Origin of the sequence: Pontibacter cellulosilyticus, assembly GCF_014306105.1 — a bacterium.
In the GTDB taxonomy this organism is placed as follows: domain Bacteria; phylum Bacteroidota; class Bacteroidia; order Cytophagales; family Hymenobacteraceae; genus Pontibacter; species Pontibacter cellulosilyticus.
The window spans coordinates 268,938-284,700 of record NZ_JACRVF010000004.1 but is presented as its reverse complement, the minus strand read 5'-3'; the positions used below and the strand labels follow the sequence as shown (position 1 = coordinate 284,700).

The following is a 15,763-nucleotide window of genomic DNA, read 5'->3' as shown; positions in this document are numbered from 1 at the left end:
AAATAAAGGCAGGTAAAGATTTGTTTTCGGCTATAGATTAGCGTCTACTTTGTAATGAAGCGAATCACTGAAGATAAGTTTTTGCACACCTTTTATGCTGTAGCTGGAGATGTTACCTGTGCCTGGTTCAGCTTGCAACTGTACTTTCCGGCGGGAGAAGAACAGCGGGTTTTGATCCTGAAGTATAGCATTTACTTCCATAAGTTGCCGATTGGGGGCAAAAGAAAGGTAAAGGTAGTGTACCAAAGGTTCGCTTTCCTCTAGCTTTTTATACTCTACCGCGTAGCCGCCGCTTTCCAGCTCAAATACCTCTTTGGTATAATACTCTGCCAACGTAGGCTTGTTCAGGTCCAGCTGCTCAAATACCGATAGTTCATCCTCCCAGTTTATCTCGTCAGTTTCTACAGTTTCGGAAGGCTTGTTTTCGGTGGTAACAGTCTTGAGCACCATTGGCTTCTGAGCCTGCATACGAGCTTTCTGCTCTTGCAGGTACTGTGTCAGGTCATAGGCCGCACCGTCCTCGTTAACTGCCGGAGGTGTAGGGCGCTCACAGGCTGTGAAAGCCAGCAGCACTACCAGTAATATGCCTGCGCTATACTTTGCCATCGTTTTAGTCTATCAGAGTTTCTCCGGTCATGTCGGATGGCTTTTCTATACCCATCAATTGCAGAATAGTTGGCGCCAGATCCCCTAGCTTGCCTGAGTGCAGTTTGCCGTTAAAGTCGTTGCTTACCAAAATGCATGGCACAAGGTTCGTCGTATGCGCTGTGTTCGGTGTTCCATCAGGGTTGATCATCATGTCGGCATTGCCATGGTCGGCTATCACAATAATGTCATAACCGTTGGCTAAGGCAGTGGTAATGACCTTTTCAGCGCATTCATCTACCACCTCACAAGCTTTTACTGCTGCTTCAAACACACCAGTGTGGCCCACCATGTCGGGGTTGGCAAAGTTCAGGCATATAAAGTCAGCTGATTTCTGCTCTAGTTCCGGCACAATGGCATCGCGAATATCGTAGGCGCTCATTTCGGGTTGCAGGTCGTAAGTGGCTACCTTCGGTGATGGGCACAGCAGGCGATTCTCGCCTTCAAACTGCTGTTCGCGGCCACCAGAGAAGAAGAACGTTACATGTGGGTACTTCTCGGTTTCAGCTATACGGATTTGTTTTCTGCCAGCTTTCGCAATCACCTCACCCAATGTGTTGTTCAGGTTGTCTTTTTCGAATATAGCCTCTACGCCCACAAACGTATCGTCGTAGTTGGTCATGGTGATGTAGCGCAGGTTTAGCTTGTGCATGTCCTGCTCCGGAAAGTCACGCTGCGTAAGGGCTTGCGTAATCTCGCGGCCACGGTCAGTCCTGAAGTTAAAGCAGATCACCACATCGCCTTCCTGTATGGTAGCAATTGGCTGCTGCTCGTCGTTTACTTTTACAATAGGCTTGATAAATTCATCGGTAACGCCATCTTTGTAAGACTCCAGCACCGACTGTATCAGGTTTTGCGAAGGCTTGCCATTTCCTTTCACCATCAGGTCGTAGGCCAGTTTTACACGCTCCCAGCGGTTGTCGCGGTCCATAGCATAGTAGCGACCAACGATTGAGGCAATACTGCCGGTGGTTTTCTCCAGGTGCTGCTCCAACTCGTTGATATACTTTACACCACCCTTTGGGTCTGTGTCGCGGCCATCGGTAAAGGCATGAATGTATACTTGCTGCAGTTCATGGTCTGCGGCAACAGAGCAAAGCGCTTTCAGGTGGTCGATGTGCGAGTGCACGCCGCCGTCGGATAAAAGGCCGATCAGGTGAACAGGCTTCTTGTTTTCTTTGGCATAAGTGTAGGCATCGGCAAGCACGGGCATAGTAGCTAATTTACGCTCTGCAATGGCTTTGTTTATGCGCACCAGATCCTGGTACACTACGCGGCCGGCACCAATGTTCATGTGTCCTACCTCCGAATTGCCCATCTGCCCCTCTGGCAAACCAACTGCCTCCCCGGATGCATCCAGGTAGGTGTTAGGATACTTTTCCAGAATAGAATCTATGTAAGGGGTGTTTGCTTTTAATATCGCTGAAGCCTCCGGAGTGGTGCTAATTCCCCACCCATCCAAAATGACTAAAAGTACCTTTTTATCCATAACACAAATATAAGTATAATCTTTAAAAGCAGCCCCTGCTACAAAGGTTGTGGCAGTCGTTTTCAGGCTTAAACGCTTCGTAAACAAAAATGTAAGTGGGCTTCCTTTTTCAATATTTAGATATTCGTGCTAACTTAGCATTGTTTAATGCCTGCGCCAGTACTTGGCATAGTTTTAGCTATTACAAAGGCGAGATCACAAACAGGATTTATGAAAAATTTAAAACAAATTGCGGTAGTATTTTCGTTGTTATTGGCTGTATTTTTTACAGCAGAGCAGGCCGTAGCGCAGAGCGATGTAATGGGAGGCGTTAAGTCTGCGATAAAGGCAGGTTCGTCTAAAGATTTGGCGCGCAACTTTAGCAATGTGGTGGAAATCACATTAGAAGGCGGTGATGCCACCAGTTACAGTAGCACGCAAGCAGAGTTTGTGATGAAGAATTTCTTTAGCAAAAACCCTCCGGCAGATTTTTCTATTAGCCACCAGGGTACATCAGATAAAGGCCAGCGCTATGCCATCGGCTCTTATACTTCCAAAAACGGGACCTATACGGTACTTGTCCGTGTGAAGGATTCTAAGATACAATCGATGAACTTTATAAAAGATTAAGCAGATAATAATGAGATTTTTAGGAAGGCTCGGTATAAACTCCGAGCCTTTTTTTATTTTTGTGCCGTGAAACCGACATACCTAACCGAAAAAAGTATAAACGAGTTTATCTCGTTGGCCTTAGCCGAGGATATTGGCGACGGAGATCACTCTTCGCTGGCCTCGATACCTGCCGATGCGCAAAACCAGGCGCGCCTGCTGGTAAAGGGCGAGGGCATACTGGCAGGCGTGGAGCTGGCCGGTTACATATTTAGTGCCGTAGACCCGGATCTTAGCGTTGAGGTGCTGTTGCAGGACGGTGCTCAGGTAAAATATGGCGATGTGGCCCTTACTGTAAAAGGCAAGGCACAATCTATACTTACAGCAGAAAGATTGGTGCTGAACTGCATGCAACGCATGAGCGGTATTGCCACCTATACCCGGTACTTAACTAGTCTAATAGAAGGTACCGGTGCCAAGCTACTGGATACTCGCAAAACAACTCCTAACTTCCGCATTATGGAGAAATGGGCTGTTTTGATAGGCGGCGGTCACAACCACCGTTTTGGCTTGTTCGATATGATCATCCTAAAGGATAACCATGTGGACTATGCCGGTGGTATTCGAGAGGCTATAGAGGCTACACAGCGCTACCTGAAAGAAAAAGGCAAAGACCTGAAGATAGAGGTAGAAACACGAAACCTGGATGAGGTAAGGCAGGCAATTGAAACAGGAGGCATACACCGCATTATGCTCGATAACATGACACCTGACATGATGCGTGAGGCTGTTGCCATGATCGGAGGAGAGTACGAAACAGAGGCATCCGGAGGCATAACAGAGCAAACCATACGTGCCGTGGCCGAGTGTGGCGTGGATTATATTTCGGTGGGTGCTTTAACACACTCTATCAAAAGCATGGATTTGAGCCTAAAAGCTTATTAGTATAAACTTGATACTGCTGGTATAGCAGCACTTTAATTACCTGACATTCTCTTAAAAGGCATGGCCGGAGAGTAGGCAGAACAGAGAATTTTACTTTATTTTTTATGCAGCAACCAAACCAAAGAGGTTTTAGAGCGCCACAGGGACCAGCCCCTGGCGCCATCAGAACAAAAAAGTACCAGATGGACAAAGACTTGTTTACACGCATTGCTGTAACACAAGTCTGGAAGAAAGAGTGGTGGTACATCTTAATTCCGCTTACAATTTTTATGTTGCCGGCCATTTTCAGTTTCTCGTGGTGGTGGGTAGCGTTAGCCGTTATCATGACTATACTTTTTGTACTGGTGCGTTCAGCGCAGGTAATGGGTATCACCCGCATAGAGCAGGGCAATGTATTGTTCGAAAAACTGCACTACGACATTGATAACCGCCAGATATTAATGAAGCGCAATGAGCGTGAAGGCATGACCATGACCTGGGACATGATTAAGAAAGTGCAGCGCAGCGACGAGGCCTATCTGCTTTGGCTGAAGCCGCCAACAGGCTCTCAGATGCCTACTGGCTGGAAAGGCTGGTTAGCGCGCACATTTGAGGTTCCGGTTTTTATATACTTGCCTTACAAGATATTTAACAGCCAGAACGACCTAAAGCTGATGGATAACATACTGCGTCGTAAGAGCCTGATAGCTTAACAACAGTAATACCATAACCAAAGCCAACAAAATCATCGTAAATAATTAATAGATAATGCTTTGCCTGGATTAGCTTGGGCGGAGTAACTATAACATAAGTATAAAATCGTACAAAAATGAATAAGAACGTAATAGCAGTTTTTGCCGCAGTTTGTGGTTTGTTTATGGCATCTTGCGACACTCCAAAAGACCTGAGACCGGGCGAAAAAGTGTCTGCTGACATGGTAGAGCCAGGTACACGCAGTACTTTCAATGTAAGCGATGCCGGCGATCCAGAGATAGCTGCTGGTGGAGCTGTGCAGGCCCCAGCAGATAAAGAACAGGTAATGCCAAACCACGACCTTGGCGGTAACACCATTCAGAAGGGAGATAGCGTGCTGGAGGTAACTGAAACAAACACGGAAGCAGGCGCTACAAAGCAGTAATCTAAATCTGCTGATAAAGCCTGCCGTTGCTTTATACCTAGCAACGGCAGGCTTTTTTTATGGCACCTATTGTTTGCTGCAGGTGCCCGAACACCAGCTAAGCTTGGTTACGTATAGCCGGATTTAGGCAAATTAAAGTATATTTGCAACTCAATTGCTTTTAGCTCAAATGGCACAACAGGAAGTAGAATGGTTTAGTACTTGGTTTGATTCGCCGTACTACCACATCTTATACCAAGACCGCGACCTGGAAGAGGCGCAGCAGTTCATGGATAACCTGTTGGCATACCTCCATCCAAAGCACCACGAAAAGATACTGGATCTGGCTTGCGGCAAAGGCCGCCACTCATTATACCTGAACAGAAAAGGTTACGATGTAACAGGTATTGACCTGTCGGAGCAAAGTATAGCCTACGCCAAACAATACGAGAACGAGCGTCTGCAATTTGATGTGCACGACATGCGGCAGGTATATAAAACAGAGGGCTTCGACTTTATACTTAATCTTTTTACCAGCTTTGGTTATTTCGAAAACGAAACCGAAAATGTGGTGGCGCTTTTAGCTACAACAGAAAGCCTGCAGCATGGCGGCAAACTAGTAATCGATTTCATGAATACCGATAAAGTTATAGCTAACCTGGTAACAGACGAGGAGAAGGAGGTACAGGGGATTAACTTTAAGATACATCGCGGCCTGGAGCACGACTTTATTGTTAAGACGATTACCTTCTCGGACAACGGGAAAGAGTATATGTTTCAGGAACGGGTGCGGGCCTTGCGCGAAGAAGACTTTATAGAGTATTTTAAAATGACGCAGCTGCGTTTAGTGGAGATTCTTGGAGACTATGAGCTTAATAAGTATGACCGAGAGCAAAGCGATCGGATGATCTTTGTGTTAAAGAAATAACGCTCACCTGATGATCATAGCGATACCTGTTTTGTTTTTTACTGTTATCCTATCAGGGTTCCTAGTAAAGATATTCCCTCCTACTAATATAAAGTGGCTAAAGATGGCGCTGGCATTCAGCGGTTCCTATCTGTTCACTATCACCATCATTCATCTGCTGCCCGATGTGCTAAGCAACAGCAGCGGCTACGGCGTTGGCTATTGGGTGCTGGCTGGTTTTTTTCTGCAGCTTATCCTAGAGTTGTTCTCCCATGGCGTAGAGCACGGGCATATGCATCATCACGAGGATAGAGTAGGCTCTCTGCCGTTCCTGCTGTTGGGTTCCTTGTTTGTGCACTCCTTTCTGGAGGGAAGTATACTGGTAGAGCACCGTTACGGCACTGCAGACCAAGGCCACCATTCCAACGATAACTTTTATTTGGTGCTTTTGGGAATCACACTGCACCACATTCCGGCTGCTTTTGCCTTAATGTCGGTGCTGCTGTCGCGGTTAGAGAATTTACGTAAAGCGTTTCTGTGGCTTCTGATCTTTGCATTGGGATCTCCGCTGGGTATTGCCTTCAGCAACACCATATTGGCACAGGAAGCCCCGGATGGATTGGTATACACAGCGCTTACAGGCCTGGTTGCTGGCAACTTCCTACATATTTCCACTACCATCCTATTCGAGTCGAGCCCGGACCACCATTTTAACCGCAATAAACTTGTAGCTACCTTATTGGGCTTGGTACTGGCCATACTCAGCGATTTTATTTAGCCTTGTTTCTATTAGGAAGCACCTCATAGCTTGATTTTATACTTACTTATAAGTAGTTTAAGCAAGTATAAAATGAGTAAAATAATGGCTAAACCTGCCCCACAACGCTATAATTCGCTGAGAGAGTTCTACCCATACTACCTGTCGGAGCATCAGAACACAACTAGCAGGGTACTGCATTTTATTGGCACAGGGCTTCTAATTCTGGTAGCAATAGCTGCTGTTGTACTCGGGGAGTATAAATGGCTGTTGCTGGTGCCTGTGATCGGGTATGGTTTTGCTTGGGTAGGACACTTCTTTTTTGAGCGTAACAAGCCTGCTACATTCAAGTACCCGTTCTATAGCCTGGCATCAGACTTCAAGCTATTCTTCGATATACTGTGCGGGAAGCAAAAGTTTAGGAGCAGTACCAAGTAAATCAGCCTGCTTTTAGATAACCAGCAAAGAGTGGATTACATAATAGTGGAGAGCAGCGTAGCAATAAGTGCCTTCACTGTGATCATTACAGCGCCGTTGTTGGCAGTAGCATCAGCTTCATCTTCTTCTGAAGTAAAGGCTTTCTTGAAGTAACCAATAGGGCTATCTAATACCTCTGTATCCAAAACAGACTTGTTTTGCGGCTTCGTGGCAGGTGCCTTAGGCTTAGCTTTGGCTACCTTGGCTGTTTCTGCAGAAGCTGCTGTAGTAGTAGTGGCAGGAGTGGTATTTTGCTGAACAGTGGCTGTAGTAGCACCGTTGCTACCATTTCCGTTTCCGTTACCATTTGCCTGGGCTACTGGCACAACAATTAAGCATAGCAGTAATATGGCTGCTATAGGCAAAAATTCTCGTACAGGTTGCCACAGTTTTCTCATGCTCAAATGTAACTGCAAATTGTGTAAAAATCAAAAAATCAGTAGGATAATTTGTAGAATATACTCTTTGTTATGGTTAACGGCTGAAATAACTGTTTGTTGTGCTGCTGATAGTATACTTGCTAACCTATTTAGCGGCAGGCTTCACAACTTTCATCTTTACTGGCACCACTCCTGCTTTAACAGAGCCAATTTTCTTAGCAGCAGCCTCCGAAAGGTCAACTATTCTGCCCTTGGCATAAGGTCCTCTGTCTGTAATCTTCACCTTAACTGTTTGATTCGTCTGCAGGTTGGTTACTTTAACTTTTGTACCAAATGGCAGTGTTTTATGCGCTGCAGTCAATTTTCCCCTTCTGTAGGGTTCTCCGTTTGCCATTTTACGGCCCTGTAGTTTTCGGCTGTAATAAGATGCTTTGCCCTCTTCGGTATAGCCACGTTTGCCAAATTCGGCAGAGGAGCTGGCACAAGAACTTATACTTAGAGAAAAGGCTACAAGTATAAAAGTATACTTAAAGTTGTTGCAGATCTGGCTAAAAGGGTAAAAAGTCATGAGTTAAGGTGTGCTAAGGGCATGCAGTGTTTTGCTGCCGGTAAATTGTTCTATTTCTGAAGTTATTCTGGCTACGGACACTGTTTCGAGGGGGTGGCGGGTGTCTGGTAAAACAAGCATGCTGGCATTAGGCAACAGCCTGTAAGCCCACAGCGTCTCCTCTACTGTCACCATATTGTCTTTGTCGCCTACACCCACACAAACAGGTATATGCAGTTGCGGAAGGTTCTCTGAGGTAAGAGCAGGTGCTGCTCCTAGTTGATGCATCATTTCAGCAGTTTTTAACATAACCTGTTTCCAGTCTTGTGGCGAGTGGCGTTGGGTTAATGTCTGGGCAAAAGCCGGCACCTTCTGCTCTATCTTCTCCGGGTTTAGCATCTTGCTTTCCTTTTCAGCAGCCTCCGGTGACCAGGCAAACTTAGTGGCCAACGTAAAAATACTGCTTACACGGTTCGGGTACTGTAACGCAAAGTATAAAGCTGCATAGCCACCCATGCTGTAGCCGAAGATATGTGCCTGCTCAATACCCTCTTTGTCAAGCAACTCCTTTATATCATTAGAAAAAAGCTGCATGCTGTAAGGCTCATCCGGAATGGCTAAGCCCCCGTGCCCCGAGAAATCTAGAGTATAGACATTATATTTATCCTGCAGCGCCTGTTTTATAGGGTTTAGTGTGGCCGCCGAGCCTAAGGCTCCGTGTAGTAGCAAAAGGTTATCCATTGGTCTGTTACTGTAACAGTGGTTGTTGGAGATAGCTTATACTTGTGATGATTTACTGCTGCACCTGGTAATTATATACTTCCATAGCCTGTGTCAGCTTGTCCTTCTGGAACAGGTTAATCACAAACTGCGCTCCAAGTATACCTCCTCCGGCATAAACCAGCGGCGAAACACCAGAGCTTTGTGCATTGTTTATAGTTGAAAGCGAGCCAATCGCCAGTAATCCGGCACCTACAATAGACACACCTGTGTTAATTACCTTGTTGCGGCGATACTGTTGTAATATCTGCAAACTTGCTGCGTTATCTGCCAGGGCATCGCGCAGGTTGTTATAGTCCATCAGGTAGAGGGGACCGTCGTCTTTAGAGAAGAAATTAATACGGCGACGGCTAGTGCGCGGTCCTCCAAAGTCATAGGGGCTGTACCCATACCCATAGTCATAAACAGTGCGCGATGTATAAAATTTATCAATGCGCGGTCCGTCGAGCACACGTTTGGCGAAGTCGTCATAGCTGTTGCCGTAGTCTACACGGGCAAAATAGCCTTGCTCATTTTGAAAGGCGGCTACTGTAGTTGGGTTATACTTCAGGGAGTCATCCAGCAAAAAGTGGTTCTGTTTAAACAGCGGCGACTTCAGTTGAATTTTATTGGCATAGACAATCTGTCCGTTCTGCTGCTTTATAAAGAAGCGCCCCTGGCGTGTACTCTCTATTTCTCCCCGCTGAGCGTTTGCAGAAAAGCTTGCTGCCAAGCAGAAGGTTAGCAGATAAATTAATTTTTTCATTGGTTATCTAAACAGCCGGCAGTTCCTGGCCGGTAAGGTTAAAACAAAAAGAACAGCATAACCGCCATTCCGAGTAACGCTAAGTATACCCAACGCATTAACTGGCCCCTATGTTTGCTGGGCACAAAACTGCTTATCAGCATAACAACGAACAAGAGGCACAAAATGTATAGCAGTATAAATATAACAGCTTTTACCCAGTTAGGCACTATGGTATTCTCAGCCTGATACTGGTTGCTAATGCCTACATCCAATAATAGCCACTGCAGCCCCAAAAATACTATTGTCTCGAAAATGATAAAATATAACAACCAAACAAGCCAACTGTACTTTCCGCTGTTGCTCATAGTTTTACTTTTAAAGTATGGTGTTGCTCAGCAGCTACTATAGATATTAATCTATAATGTGGTGCTGCATCAAGCAGTTACTATCTTATATGTTAGAGATAAATTTAAATATTCAGATTTAAAATACTATGCATCAATGTTATAATGATAGCAAGAAAAGCATTGTACAACTCTAAGAATTGAAACATTAAGCTGCCTTTGTGCCGTTAAAATACCAGAAAGGTGTTGGAATATGAGGTTATTGAGGAATATAAAATTAGATAATTATAAATATAGGTACAAGCATGAGCCGAGAAAGATCTTCAGTATTGGATACGAAGACCTGACAACGCTTATATATTACCAGGATAAAGACAACCACTATACATTGGTTGTAGCTAAAGACGATGATCCGCCCTTGATTGTTGAGAAAGATATATCAAGAGCAGAAGCTTTTAGATTAATGAATACCCGGCCTTAAGAGAAGCCGGGTATTTTTTTGCCCTTCACTTGTCCCTATACTTTGCACGTTCATCCCTCCGCTTTATAAGTTCATACATGTTGCCAGATCAGGGTATTGCACCCGAGCGTAAGCATGCATAGTTTTGTCTTAAGTTATTCATTTAAAGGATATAACATTTTGAAAAATAAAACTATGAAAAAGAAATCAACTTCCAATTTAACGAACTGGTATCGCGGCACCGCCTTACTGGTACTACTGGCGCTATCTTTTGTTAGTGCTAAGGTAAATGCTCAGCAAACTTTTGCAGCCAACTTAGATCAGTACCTCAACACACATCTGAAACAAGGCACATTTAGTGGCACAGTGGTAGTTACCGAAAAAGGCCAGCCTGTTTATGGCAAAGGCTTTGGCATGGCCGATTATGAAAAAGGTATAGCCAACAGCCCGGAAGTGAAGTACAGAATAGGCTCTGTTACTAAATCTTTTACAGCTGTAATGGTAATGCAACTGCAGGAGCAGGGTAAACTAAATGTGCAGGATAAAGTAAGCAAGTACCTGCCAGACTTCCCAAATGGCGAGAAGATAACTTTACACCAATTGCTTTCCAACACAGCCGGCATTCCTGATTTTGTGAACCACTGGCAGGATGTAAACACAAAGCCTGCTACAACAAATGATATCCTGGCACTTGTAAAAGACATGCCGCTGGAGTTTGAGCCGGGAACTAAGTGGAGGTATAGCAGCTCCGGGTTTATAGTGCTGGCACAGATAATCGAAAAGGTGACGAAAAAGCCATACGAGAAGGTGCTTTACCAGCAGATATTGAAGCCTTTGAAGATGCGCTCTACTGGCCTTGAGTTTAGCAAACCAATAGCTGGTATGGCACTAGGCTATAACCACGACGGGGCTGAGCGTGAGCTTGCAAAATATATCGATATGAGCTGGTGCCATGCCGCCGGCGCTATGTACAGTACTAGTGCCGATCTGGCAAAGTTTGATGCAGCACTTAGAGGAGACAAGCTTTTAAACCAAGCGTCTAAGAAGCAGATGTACACGCCGGTTAAAAACAACTATGGCTATGGCTGGGTAATTGACTCTGTAAGTAAGCAACTAAGGATTAGCCACAGCGGAGCTATAAACGGCTTCAAAGCGAACTTTATCAGAATCCCGGAGCGAGAGATGACTATAACTATCTTGAGCAACTATGAGTCGCAGCAAGTAAACGGTCCTATTTCGCGAGATATTACAGCCATTGTATTAGGAGACAAATATCAGATGCCGGTTGCACGCACTATGATAAAGATGAGTGCCGCACAGCTTGCCAAGTATGCAGGAGAGTACCAAGTGGCGCCTAAAATGTCCTTTATTGTTAAGGCATCGGGAGATCAGCTGTTTGTAGAGGTGCCAGGCCAGGACAGATTCCAAATTTTCCCGGAGGCAGAAGACAAGTTCTTTGTAAAAGTGGCTCCGGCACTGGTTACATTCGAGAAAGATGAGAACGGTCAGATAGCCAAAATGTACATGCACCATGGTGGCAAAGCCATGCCAGCTATGAGAGTAAACTAAGTATAAAGGCAATTAGCATTTATACATTGCGGGAGGGCCAGTTACATGGCCCTCCCGCATTTTTTTTATACGCATCCCGTATAGGCTACTATGAACTGGCAAAACCGATATTATAAGATAGCAATTATAGGAGCTGCCATTACATTCCTGCTTCAGGTTATACTTATGTTCGCCGTAGATCCTTATTTAGCGTCTGTGCTTTCGCCACTGTATCCGGTTTGGGTAATTGTATTTGTTGTAGGCTGGCGTAAAGAACACCCTCGCCGATAGTATACTTTCAAGCTTAAGCTATGGGGCGTACTAAAGCACGTTGTACTCATCAAAGTATAAGCAGAAACAAAGTAAGGTTTTTATGCTGAGGCTTGATTTGCGCCGCCAAAGTGGCACTTTTTTGGCAGTAACAGGTTTATATTTATAGCCAAAGTGTAAAGCCTATGTCTAATCAGGAAGTAATGTCGGATGTAAACCATGTGCAGCACATGTTTCTGCGCGTGGAGAGTAATGATATGGAATGCGTAATAAATATTGCAGGCCACCCCTACCGTTTGCGAGAGCTGATATTTATGATGATCGAGAATGGCTGCAAAATTGAGCAGACATCAGCAGACTCTTATAATACATTTGTTTATGATAAGGAAACCGTAGAGGTACACGACTTTCTTACCTCTATCATTAAAGCTAAATTTAAGCCAACAGATAACTAAGTTAAATACCCTAAACGCAAAGGGCACCACATGTGTGGTGCCCTTTGCGTTATAATTGCTTAATTTCTATCTCCCTCGGTCTATCGGCAGCTTCATGGTAAGGTAACTTAATGCGCAATTTGCCATCCTGGTACAATGCCTCAATCTGATTAAGATCTACAATTGGTGGCAGAATAAAGGTGCGGCTAAATATTGGCACAGTTACGTTGGGGCTATGATCACTTGTTAAAACAGAATTAACCGTTAAGGTATTCCGGCGCAAAACTACTTTAAACAGTTCTGGATTTACACCCGCTGCCCATACTTCAATCACGGCACTCTCTTGCTCTTTTTTTACGCGTGCATAAGTTTTGCTAACGCCGCCTCCTATGGTATTAAACAGATCCAGATGCAGGGCGATAGTATGTAGAAAATCCTTGTTATTAAATCGCTTCATTTGTCTTTCTCCTCTTTTTTTCTACTTATCTTATTGCAAATCAGGTGCCAAACCAATCCGTGTTAATACAACACATATCAGCCAAATGTTGTTTGCTATAGGCATATACAGCTTCAAACGGAGATAACTTCAATTGATTGAGCTACCAACGATTACAGTTTGGGATGGGGGGATAGCTGTTAATATTCGACTTTGAATCAAGCGTAGCTATACTTAAACTATAATTTTGAACAGCGTTGTCGATATAAATTTTCCAAATTATAACACATTATTCCATTTTTGGGAAACAATACATGGTAGCAATTAAACTATACTACCAATCCAGTTAAATTTTTTGTGCTTTTAACATGTTGATAATCAAATATATTTGATCTCATATTTATGCCTTTGACAGATTAACACCGGACATACGATTTATGGCATATTTATTTCATACTGGGCAAACAACTCAGTGTAGTACAGTATGAAAAACATTTACCTCTCTATTATTCTTTCTTTAATTGTTGTGTTTGGAGCTTCCGCTCAAACGATTGTCCACCATGAGAACTTTAGCGGCGAAATAACCGGCGTTTGGACAAACGTAACTGGTGCTTGGGTAATAGCTCCTGCAAATGATGCCGCAGTAAGTACACTTTCATTTTCTTCTAAAGAAAAGTATGCCCGCACCGATAATGCGGTTACAACAGCTACCAAAACGCTGATACTGCGCGAATCAATATCAACAAAGAACATTAGCAGCCTTTTTATAACCTGGCAGCAATATAGAAATCCGCGTAAAGTCAATTCTGCCCTCACAGAGCCTGTTAAAGCTTATTATAGTGTTGATGGCGGCGCCACAAGACATGAGTTTTATACTACCACTAATACTGTAAATAGCCAGTGGAACCATGTAAATGGCGGCACACCAATTCAATTGCCTCAAGCCGCATTGGGATATGACGACGTTCGAATCGACATCGAAATTGTTTACACAAAAAACAACGGAGACTCTAACCCATATTATGCTGTAGATGATGTAACTCTTACAGGAACACTAACTGAGGGATATTCTACATTTAATTGGGCAAACCGTCCGCTAGATGAAAACCCTTTCCTAGTGTCTGGTCCTACTTCTACTTCACCTTATGTTGTGGATGGTGTTACTATGCGTTGGTCTGTAGCTATGAGCTCAGACGTAAGCTTTGAGGTGTCTAAAGTCGATAATACTAATTTTAAGGCTGGTACAAAATCTTTCGCCCTGATACAGACTGGTGCTACTGCCACCACAGGCTCCACAATACAACTAAGCTTAGACAAGGCAGTAAGGGATCTTTCATTTACACTTTTCGATGTGGATATTGCAACTGATCAGTTTAAGGATAGGATAAATATTGTAGGCTATAACAATGGTGTAGCGGTGCAGCTTAAGAAGAGCAAAGTTAAAACTACGTCTTATAACCAGTTTACCTCTACGGCTCCTACTGCTTTTTCCGGCCTTATCACAAATGATAATACTTCTGCCGAAGGCGATGTAGTGATTACTTTCTCAGAGCCGGTTACGCGCGTGGTAATAGAGTACCGCAACGACTCCCAGGTTCGCAACAGCAACGGGCGCCAGGGAATTGCTATCCACAACCTGAGCTGGAGAAATGAGATGACCATCAGTTCACTGCCTGTAGAGCTTATATCCTTTAGGGGTGCGGCACTGGATAACACAGCAAAGCTAAACTGGAGCACTGCAACCGAAAAGAATAACAAGCACTTTGATGTTGAACATAGCCAGGATGGCAAAGCCTTCAAAAAAATAGGCACAGTTGCTGGCGCTGGTAACAGTAGCTCTAAACTAAACTATACTTTTACCGATCAAACCCCAGGTGCAGGTGTAAACTATTACCGATTGCTTCAGACTGATTTCGACGGAAAATCAACCTATTCAAATATTGTGGCTGTGGAAATGGCTGGTAGTATGGCTATTGCTCCGAAAAGTAAGTTGTATCCTACTGCGGCCACAGATGTAGTTAACATTGATTTTGCCGGATACAAAGGAACAATACAGGTTCAGGTAATAGATGCTACAGGAAAAGCTGTTAAGCAGCTTGCAGTGGAGCCGGCTCAGGTACTTGTGCTTCCAGTGCAAGATTTAGTTAACGGAGTATACTTTGTTTCTGTAACAGACGGAGAACACCACGAAACTTTGCGTTTTGTAAAGCGATAGTTATAGTTTAACAAAAAGAAAAGCCCGCTTGGTAAAGGTGGGCTTTTCTTTTTGTGTTGTATTTAATATTAAAGCCATTGTAGCGGCGCTGGCTGGTTTAAATTAGCAATAACAGTAAGTGGTGTGCCAAATAGAGTAATGTAAGTTTGAGCCTGGTAGCTTCAAACTATTTTAAATAGGATCAGCAATGCAAGAGTTATACTTTAAGAATGCCTTTGTGAGCTTATACTATGATAAAGACCAGAAATTAGGTACTGCTGTCTGGAATGGAAATATAAAAGGATCAGAATTTCGGGAGTCTTTGCTGCTGTGCCTCGACCTGATCGATCGTTTTGGGCTTATCAGTTGGCTTGCAGACGACCGTAAAATGAAAGCGATCGATCCCGCTGATGTACTTTGGAGCCAAGAAGTGTTTCTGCCTCGTATACTTAGAGGCTCAATTGTGCGTATGGCAAGGCTTCCCTCTCATTCAGCAGAAAATCGTGAAGCAATCGAACTCTTAAAAGACAGTAGTAAAGGCTTTACCACCAACCTGATTATCCGCGATTTTAACACCGAGGCAGAAGCAATAGAGTGTTTATTGCAAGTATAATAATCACTACTACCGTTTTGCCAGCATAGAATTTCTGCAATACCTCTTATATTCCCCTAGCCCCTTAGTTTTAGCGCTGCTGCTATACATATCTGTAAATCATGCGTACAACATATTTATATGTAG

General features: G+C 44.0%; 19 protein-coding genes. 12 read left to right on the top strand and 7 right to left on the bottom strand.

What is annotated here, in order from left to right; translation table 11 throughout:
* Positions 1 to 30: 30 nt before the first annotated feature.
* The gene (locus tag H8S84_RS14560; protein WP_187068088.1) at positions 31 to 606 is read right to left on the bottom strand and encodes a hypothetical protein; all 576 of its coding nucleotides are present in this window, start codon (positions 604 to 606) and stop codon (positions 31 to 33) included.
* A gap of 4 nt (positions 607 to 610) precedes the next feature.
* Positions 611 to 2,134, bottom strand: a complete 1,524-nt coding sequence (gene gpmI, locus H8S84_RS14555; RefSeq protein ID WP_187068087.1) for a 2,3-bisphosphoglycerate-independent phosphoglycerate mutase — start codon at positions 2,132 to 2,134, stop codon at positions 611 to 613.
* A gap of 210 nt (positions 2,135 to 2,344) precedes the next feature.
* Between gpmI and H8S84_RS14550 the strand changes: the two genes are divergently transcribed.
* The 7 genes from H8S84_RS14550 to H8S84_RS14520 all read left to right on the top strand — a co-directional run bounded on the left by H8S84_RS14550 (position 2,345) and on the right by H8S84_RS14520 (position 6,865).
* Complete coding sequence (locus tag H8S84_RS14550; RefSeq protein WP_187068086.1) at positions 2,345 to 2,743, top strand: DUF4783 domain-containing protein; 399 nt, start codon at positions 2,345 to 2,347, stop codon at positions 2,741 to 2,743.
* 66 nt (positions 2,744 to 2,809) lie between these two features.
* A complete protein-coding gene (gene nadC, locus H8S84_RS14545) occupies positions 2,810 to 3,667 on the top strand; it encodes a carboxylating nicotinate-nucleotide diphosphorylase (RefSeq protein ID WP_187068085.1) in 858 nt (285 codons plus the stop codon).
* A 104-nt stretch (positions 3,668 to 3,771) separates the two neighbouring features.
* Positions 3,772 to 4,359: a hypothetical protein gene (locus tag H8S84_RS14540; RefSeq protein WP_187068084.1), complete on the top strand. Its 588-nt coding sequence runs from the start codon at positions 3,772 to 3,774 to the stop codon at positions 4,357 to 4,359.
* Positions 4,360 to 4,475: 116 nt separating this feature from the next.
* Entirely contained in the window at positions 4,476 to 4,784 is a 309-nt protein-coding gene (locus H8S84_RS14535) for a hypothetical protein (protein WP_187068083.1), read from the top strand.
* Between the two features lie 169 nt (positions 4,785 to 4,953).
* A complete protein-coding gene (locus H8S84_RS14530) occupies positions 4,954 to 5,691 on the top strand; it encodes an SAM-dependent methyltransferase (protein WP_187068082.1) in 738 nt (245 codons plus the stop codon).
* 103 nt (positions 5,692 to 5,794) lie between these two features.
* Positions 5,795 to 6,448: a ZIP family metal transporter gene (locus H8S84_RS14525; protein ID WP_230407192.1), complete on the top strand. Its 654-nt coding sequence runs from the start codon at positions 5,795 to 5,797 to the stop codon at positions 6,446 to 6,448.
* An 84-nt stretch (positions 6,449 to 6,532) separates the two neighbouring features.
* A complete protein-coding gene (locus tag H8S84_RS14520) occupies positions 6,533 to 6,865 on the top strand; it encodes a DUF962 domain-containing protein (RefSeq protein ID WP_187068288.1) in 333 nt (110 codons plus the stop codon).
* 35 nt (positions 6,866 to 6,900) lie between these two features.
* Here the strand turns inward: H8S84_RS14520 and H8S84_RS14515 are convergent, their stop codons facing one another.
* From H8S84_RS14515 to H8S84_RS14500, 4 genes are all read right to left on the bottom strand, one after another.
* A complete protein-coding gene (locus H8S84_RS14515; RefSeq protein WP_187068080.1) occupies positions 6,901 to 7,302 on the bottom strand; it encodes a hypothetical protein in 402 nt (133 codons plus the stop codon).
* 127 nt (positions 7,303 to 7,429) lie between these two features.
* The gene (locus tag H8S84_RS14510; RefSeq protein ID WP_187068079.1) at positions 7,430 to 7,852 is read right to left on the bottom strand and encodes a septal ring lytic transglycosylase RlpA family protein; all 423 of its coding nucleotides are present in this window, start codon (positions 7,850 to 7,852) and stop codon (positions 7,430 to 7,432) included.
* Positions 7,853 to 7,855: 3 nt separating this feature from the next.
* Positions 7,856 to 8,572 (bottom strand): alpha/beta fold hydrolase, encoded by a 717-nt coding sequence (locus H8S84_RS14505; RefSeq protein WP_187068078.1) that lies wholly within the window; start codon positions 8,570 to 8,572, stop codon positions 7,856 to 7,858.
* A gap of 52 nt (positions 8,573 to 8,624) precedes the next feature.
* Positions 8,625 to 9,356, bottom strand: coding sequence for a hypothetical protein (locus tag H8S84_RS14500; protein WP_187068077.1), 732 nt, complete (start codon positions 9,354 to 9,356; stop codon positions 8,625 to 8,627).
* Positions 9,357 to 10,337: 981 nt separating this feature from the next.
* On the opposite strand from H8S84_RS14500, the gene H8S84_RS14495 reads away from it, so the two are divergent.
* The 3 genes from H8S84_RS14495 (at position 10,338) to H8S84_RS14485 (ending at position 12,415) form a co-directional block, all read left to right on the top strand.
* A complete protein-coding gene (locus tag H8S84_RS14495) occupies positions 10,338 to 11,711 on the top strand; it encodes a serine hydrolase (protein ID WP_187068076.1) in 1,374 nt (457 codons plus the stop codon).
* Between the two features lie 90 nt (positions 11,712 to 11,801).
* Positions 11,802 to 11,981 carry a hypothetical protein gene (locus H8S84_RS14490; protein ID WP_187068075.1) on the top strand — a complete coding sequence of 60 codons (180 nt, stop codon included), beginning with the start codon at positions 11,802 to 11,804 and terminating at the stop codon, positions 11,979 to 11,981.
* 164 nt (positions 11,982 to 12,145) lie between these two features.
* Positions 12,146 to 12,415 (top strand): hypothetical protein, encoded by a 270-nt coding sequence (locus tag H8S84_RS14485; protein ID WP_187068074.1) that lies wholly within the window; start codon positions 12,146 to 12,148, stop codon positions 12,413 to 12,415.
* A 49-nt stretch (positions 12,416 to 12,464) separates the two neighbouring features.
* Here the strand turns inward: H8S84_RS14485 and H8S84_RS14480 are convergent, their stop codons facing one another.
* Entirely contained in the window at positions 12,465 to 12,851 is a 387-nt protein-coding gene (locus tag H8S84_RS14480; protein ID WP_187068073.1) for an Hsp20/alpha crystallin family protein, read from the bottom strand.
* 463 nt (positions 12,852 to 13,314) lie between these two features.
* Here H8S84_RS14480 and H8S84_RS14475 point away from each other — a divergent pair, with 463 nt between their 5' ends.
* Both H8S84_RS14475 and H8S84_RS14470 read left to right on the top strand, forming a co-directional pair.
* Complete coding sequence (locus H8S84_RS14475) at positions 13,315 to 15,045, top strand: T9SS type A sorting domain-containing protein (protein ID WP_187068072.1); 1,731 nt, start codon at positions 13,315 to 13,317, stop codon at positions 15,043 to 15,045.
* 187 nt (positions 15,046 to 15,232) lie between these two features.
* Entirely contained in the window at positions 15,233 to 15,637 is a 405-nt protein-coding gene (locus H8S84_RS14470) for a hypothetical protein (RefSeq protein ID WP_187068071.1), read from the top strand.
* Positions 15,638 to 15,763 lie beyond the last annotated feature (126 nt).

What these genes read in the sequence shown, in the direction of transcription:
- H8S84_RS14480 (WP_187068073.1), bottom strand. Translation starts at nt 12,851, where the DNA reads ATGAAGCGATTTAATAACAAGGATTTTCTACATACTATCGCCCTGCAT.
- H8S84_RS14490 (WP_187068075.1), top strand. Translation starts at nt 11,802, where the DNA reads ATGAACTGGCAAAACCGATATTATAAGATAGCAATTATAGGAGCTGCC.
- H8S84_RS14470 (WP_187068071.1), top strand. Translation starts at nt 15,233, where the DNA reads ATGCAAGAGTTATACTTTAAGAATGCCTTTGTGAGCTTATACTATGAT.
- H8S84_RS14505 (WP_187068078.1), bottom strand. Translation starts at nt 8,572, where the DNA reads ATGGATAACCTTTTGCTACTACACGGAGCCTTAGGCTCGGCGGCCACA.
- H8S84_RS14510 (WP_187068079.1), bottom strand. Translation starts at nt 7,852, where the DNA reads ATGACTTTTTACCCTTTTAGCCAGATCTGCAACAACTTTAAGTATACT.
- H8S84_RS14525 (WP_230407192.1), top strand. Translation starts at nt 5,795, where the DNA reads ATGGCGCTGGCATTCAGCGGTTCCTATCTGTTCACTATCACCATCATT.
- H8S84_RS14475 (WP_187068072.1), top strand. Translation starts at nt 13,315, where the DNA reads ATGAAAAACATTTACCTCTCTATTATTCTTTCTTTAATTGTTGTGTTT.
- H8S84_RS14520 (WP_187068288.1), top strand. Translation starts at nt 6,533, where the DNA reads ATGGCTAAACCTGCCCCACAACGCTATAATTCGCTGAGAGAGTTCTAC.
- H8S84_RS14500 (WP_187068077.1), bottom strand. Translation starts at nt 9,356, where the DNA reads ATGAAAAAATTAATTTATCTGCTAACCTTCTGCTTGGCAGCAAGCTTT.
- H8S84_RS14495 (WP_187068076.1), top strand. Translation starts at nt 10,338, where the DNA reads ATGAAAAAGAAATCAACTTCCAATTTAACGAACTGGTATCGCGGCACC.
- H8S84_RS14530 (WP_187068082.1), top strand. Translation starts at nt 4,954, where the DNA reads ATGGCACAACAGGAAGTAGAATGGTTTAGTACTTGGTTTGATTCGCCG.
- H8S84_RS14560 (WP_187068088.1), bottom strand. Translation starts at nt 606, where the DNA reads ATGGCAAAGTATAGCGCAGGCATATTACTGGTAGTGCTGCTGGCTTTC.
- H8S84_RS14485 (WP_187068074.1), top strand. Translation starts at nt 12,146, where the DNA reads ATGTCTAATCAGGAAGTAATGTCGGATGTAAACCATGTGCAGCACATG.
- gpmI (WP_187068087.1), bottom strand. Translation starts at nt 2,134, where the DNA reads ATGGATAAAAAGGTACTTTTAGTCATTTTGGATGGGTGGGGAATTAGC.
- H8S84_RS14540 (WP_187068084.1), top strand. Translation starts at nt 3,772, where the DNA reads ATGCAGCAACCAAACCAAAGAGGTTTTAGAGCGCCACAGGGACCAGCC.
- H8S84_RS14550 (WP_187068086.1), top strand. Translation starts at nt 2,345, where the DNA reads ATGAAAAATTTAAAACAAATTGCGGTAGTATTTTCGTTGTTATTGGCT.
- H8S84_RS14515 (WP_187068080.1), bottom strand. Translation starts at nt 7,302, where the DNA reads ATGAGAAAACTGTGGCAACCTGTACGAGAATTTTTGCCTATAGCAGCC.
- H8S84_RS14535 (WP_187068083.1), top strand. Translation starts at nt 4,476, where the DNA reads ATGAATAAGAACGTAATAGCAGTTTTTGCCGCAGTTTGTGGTTTGTTT.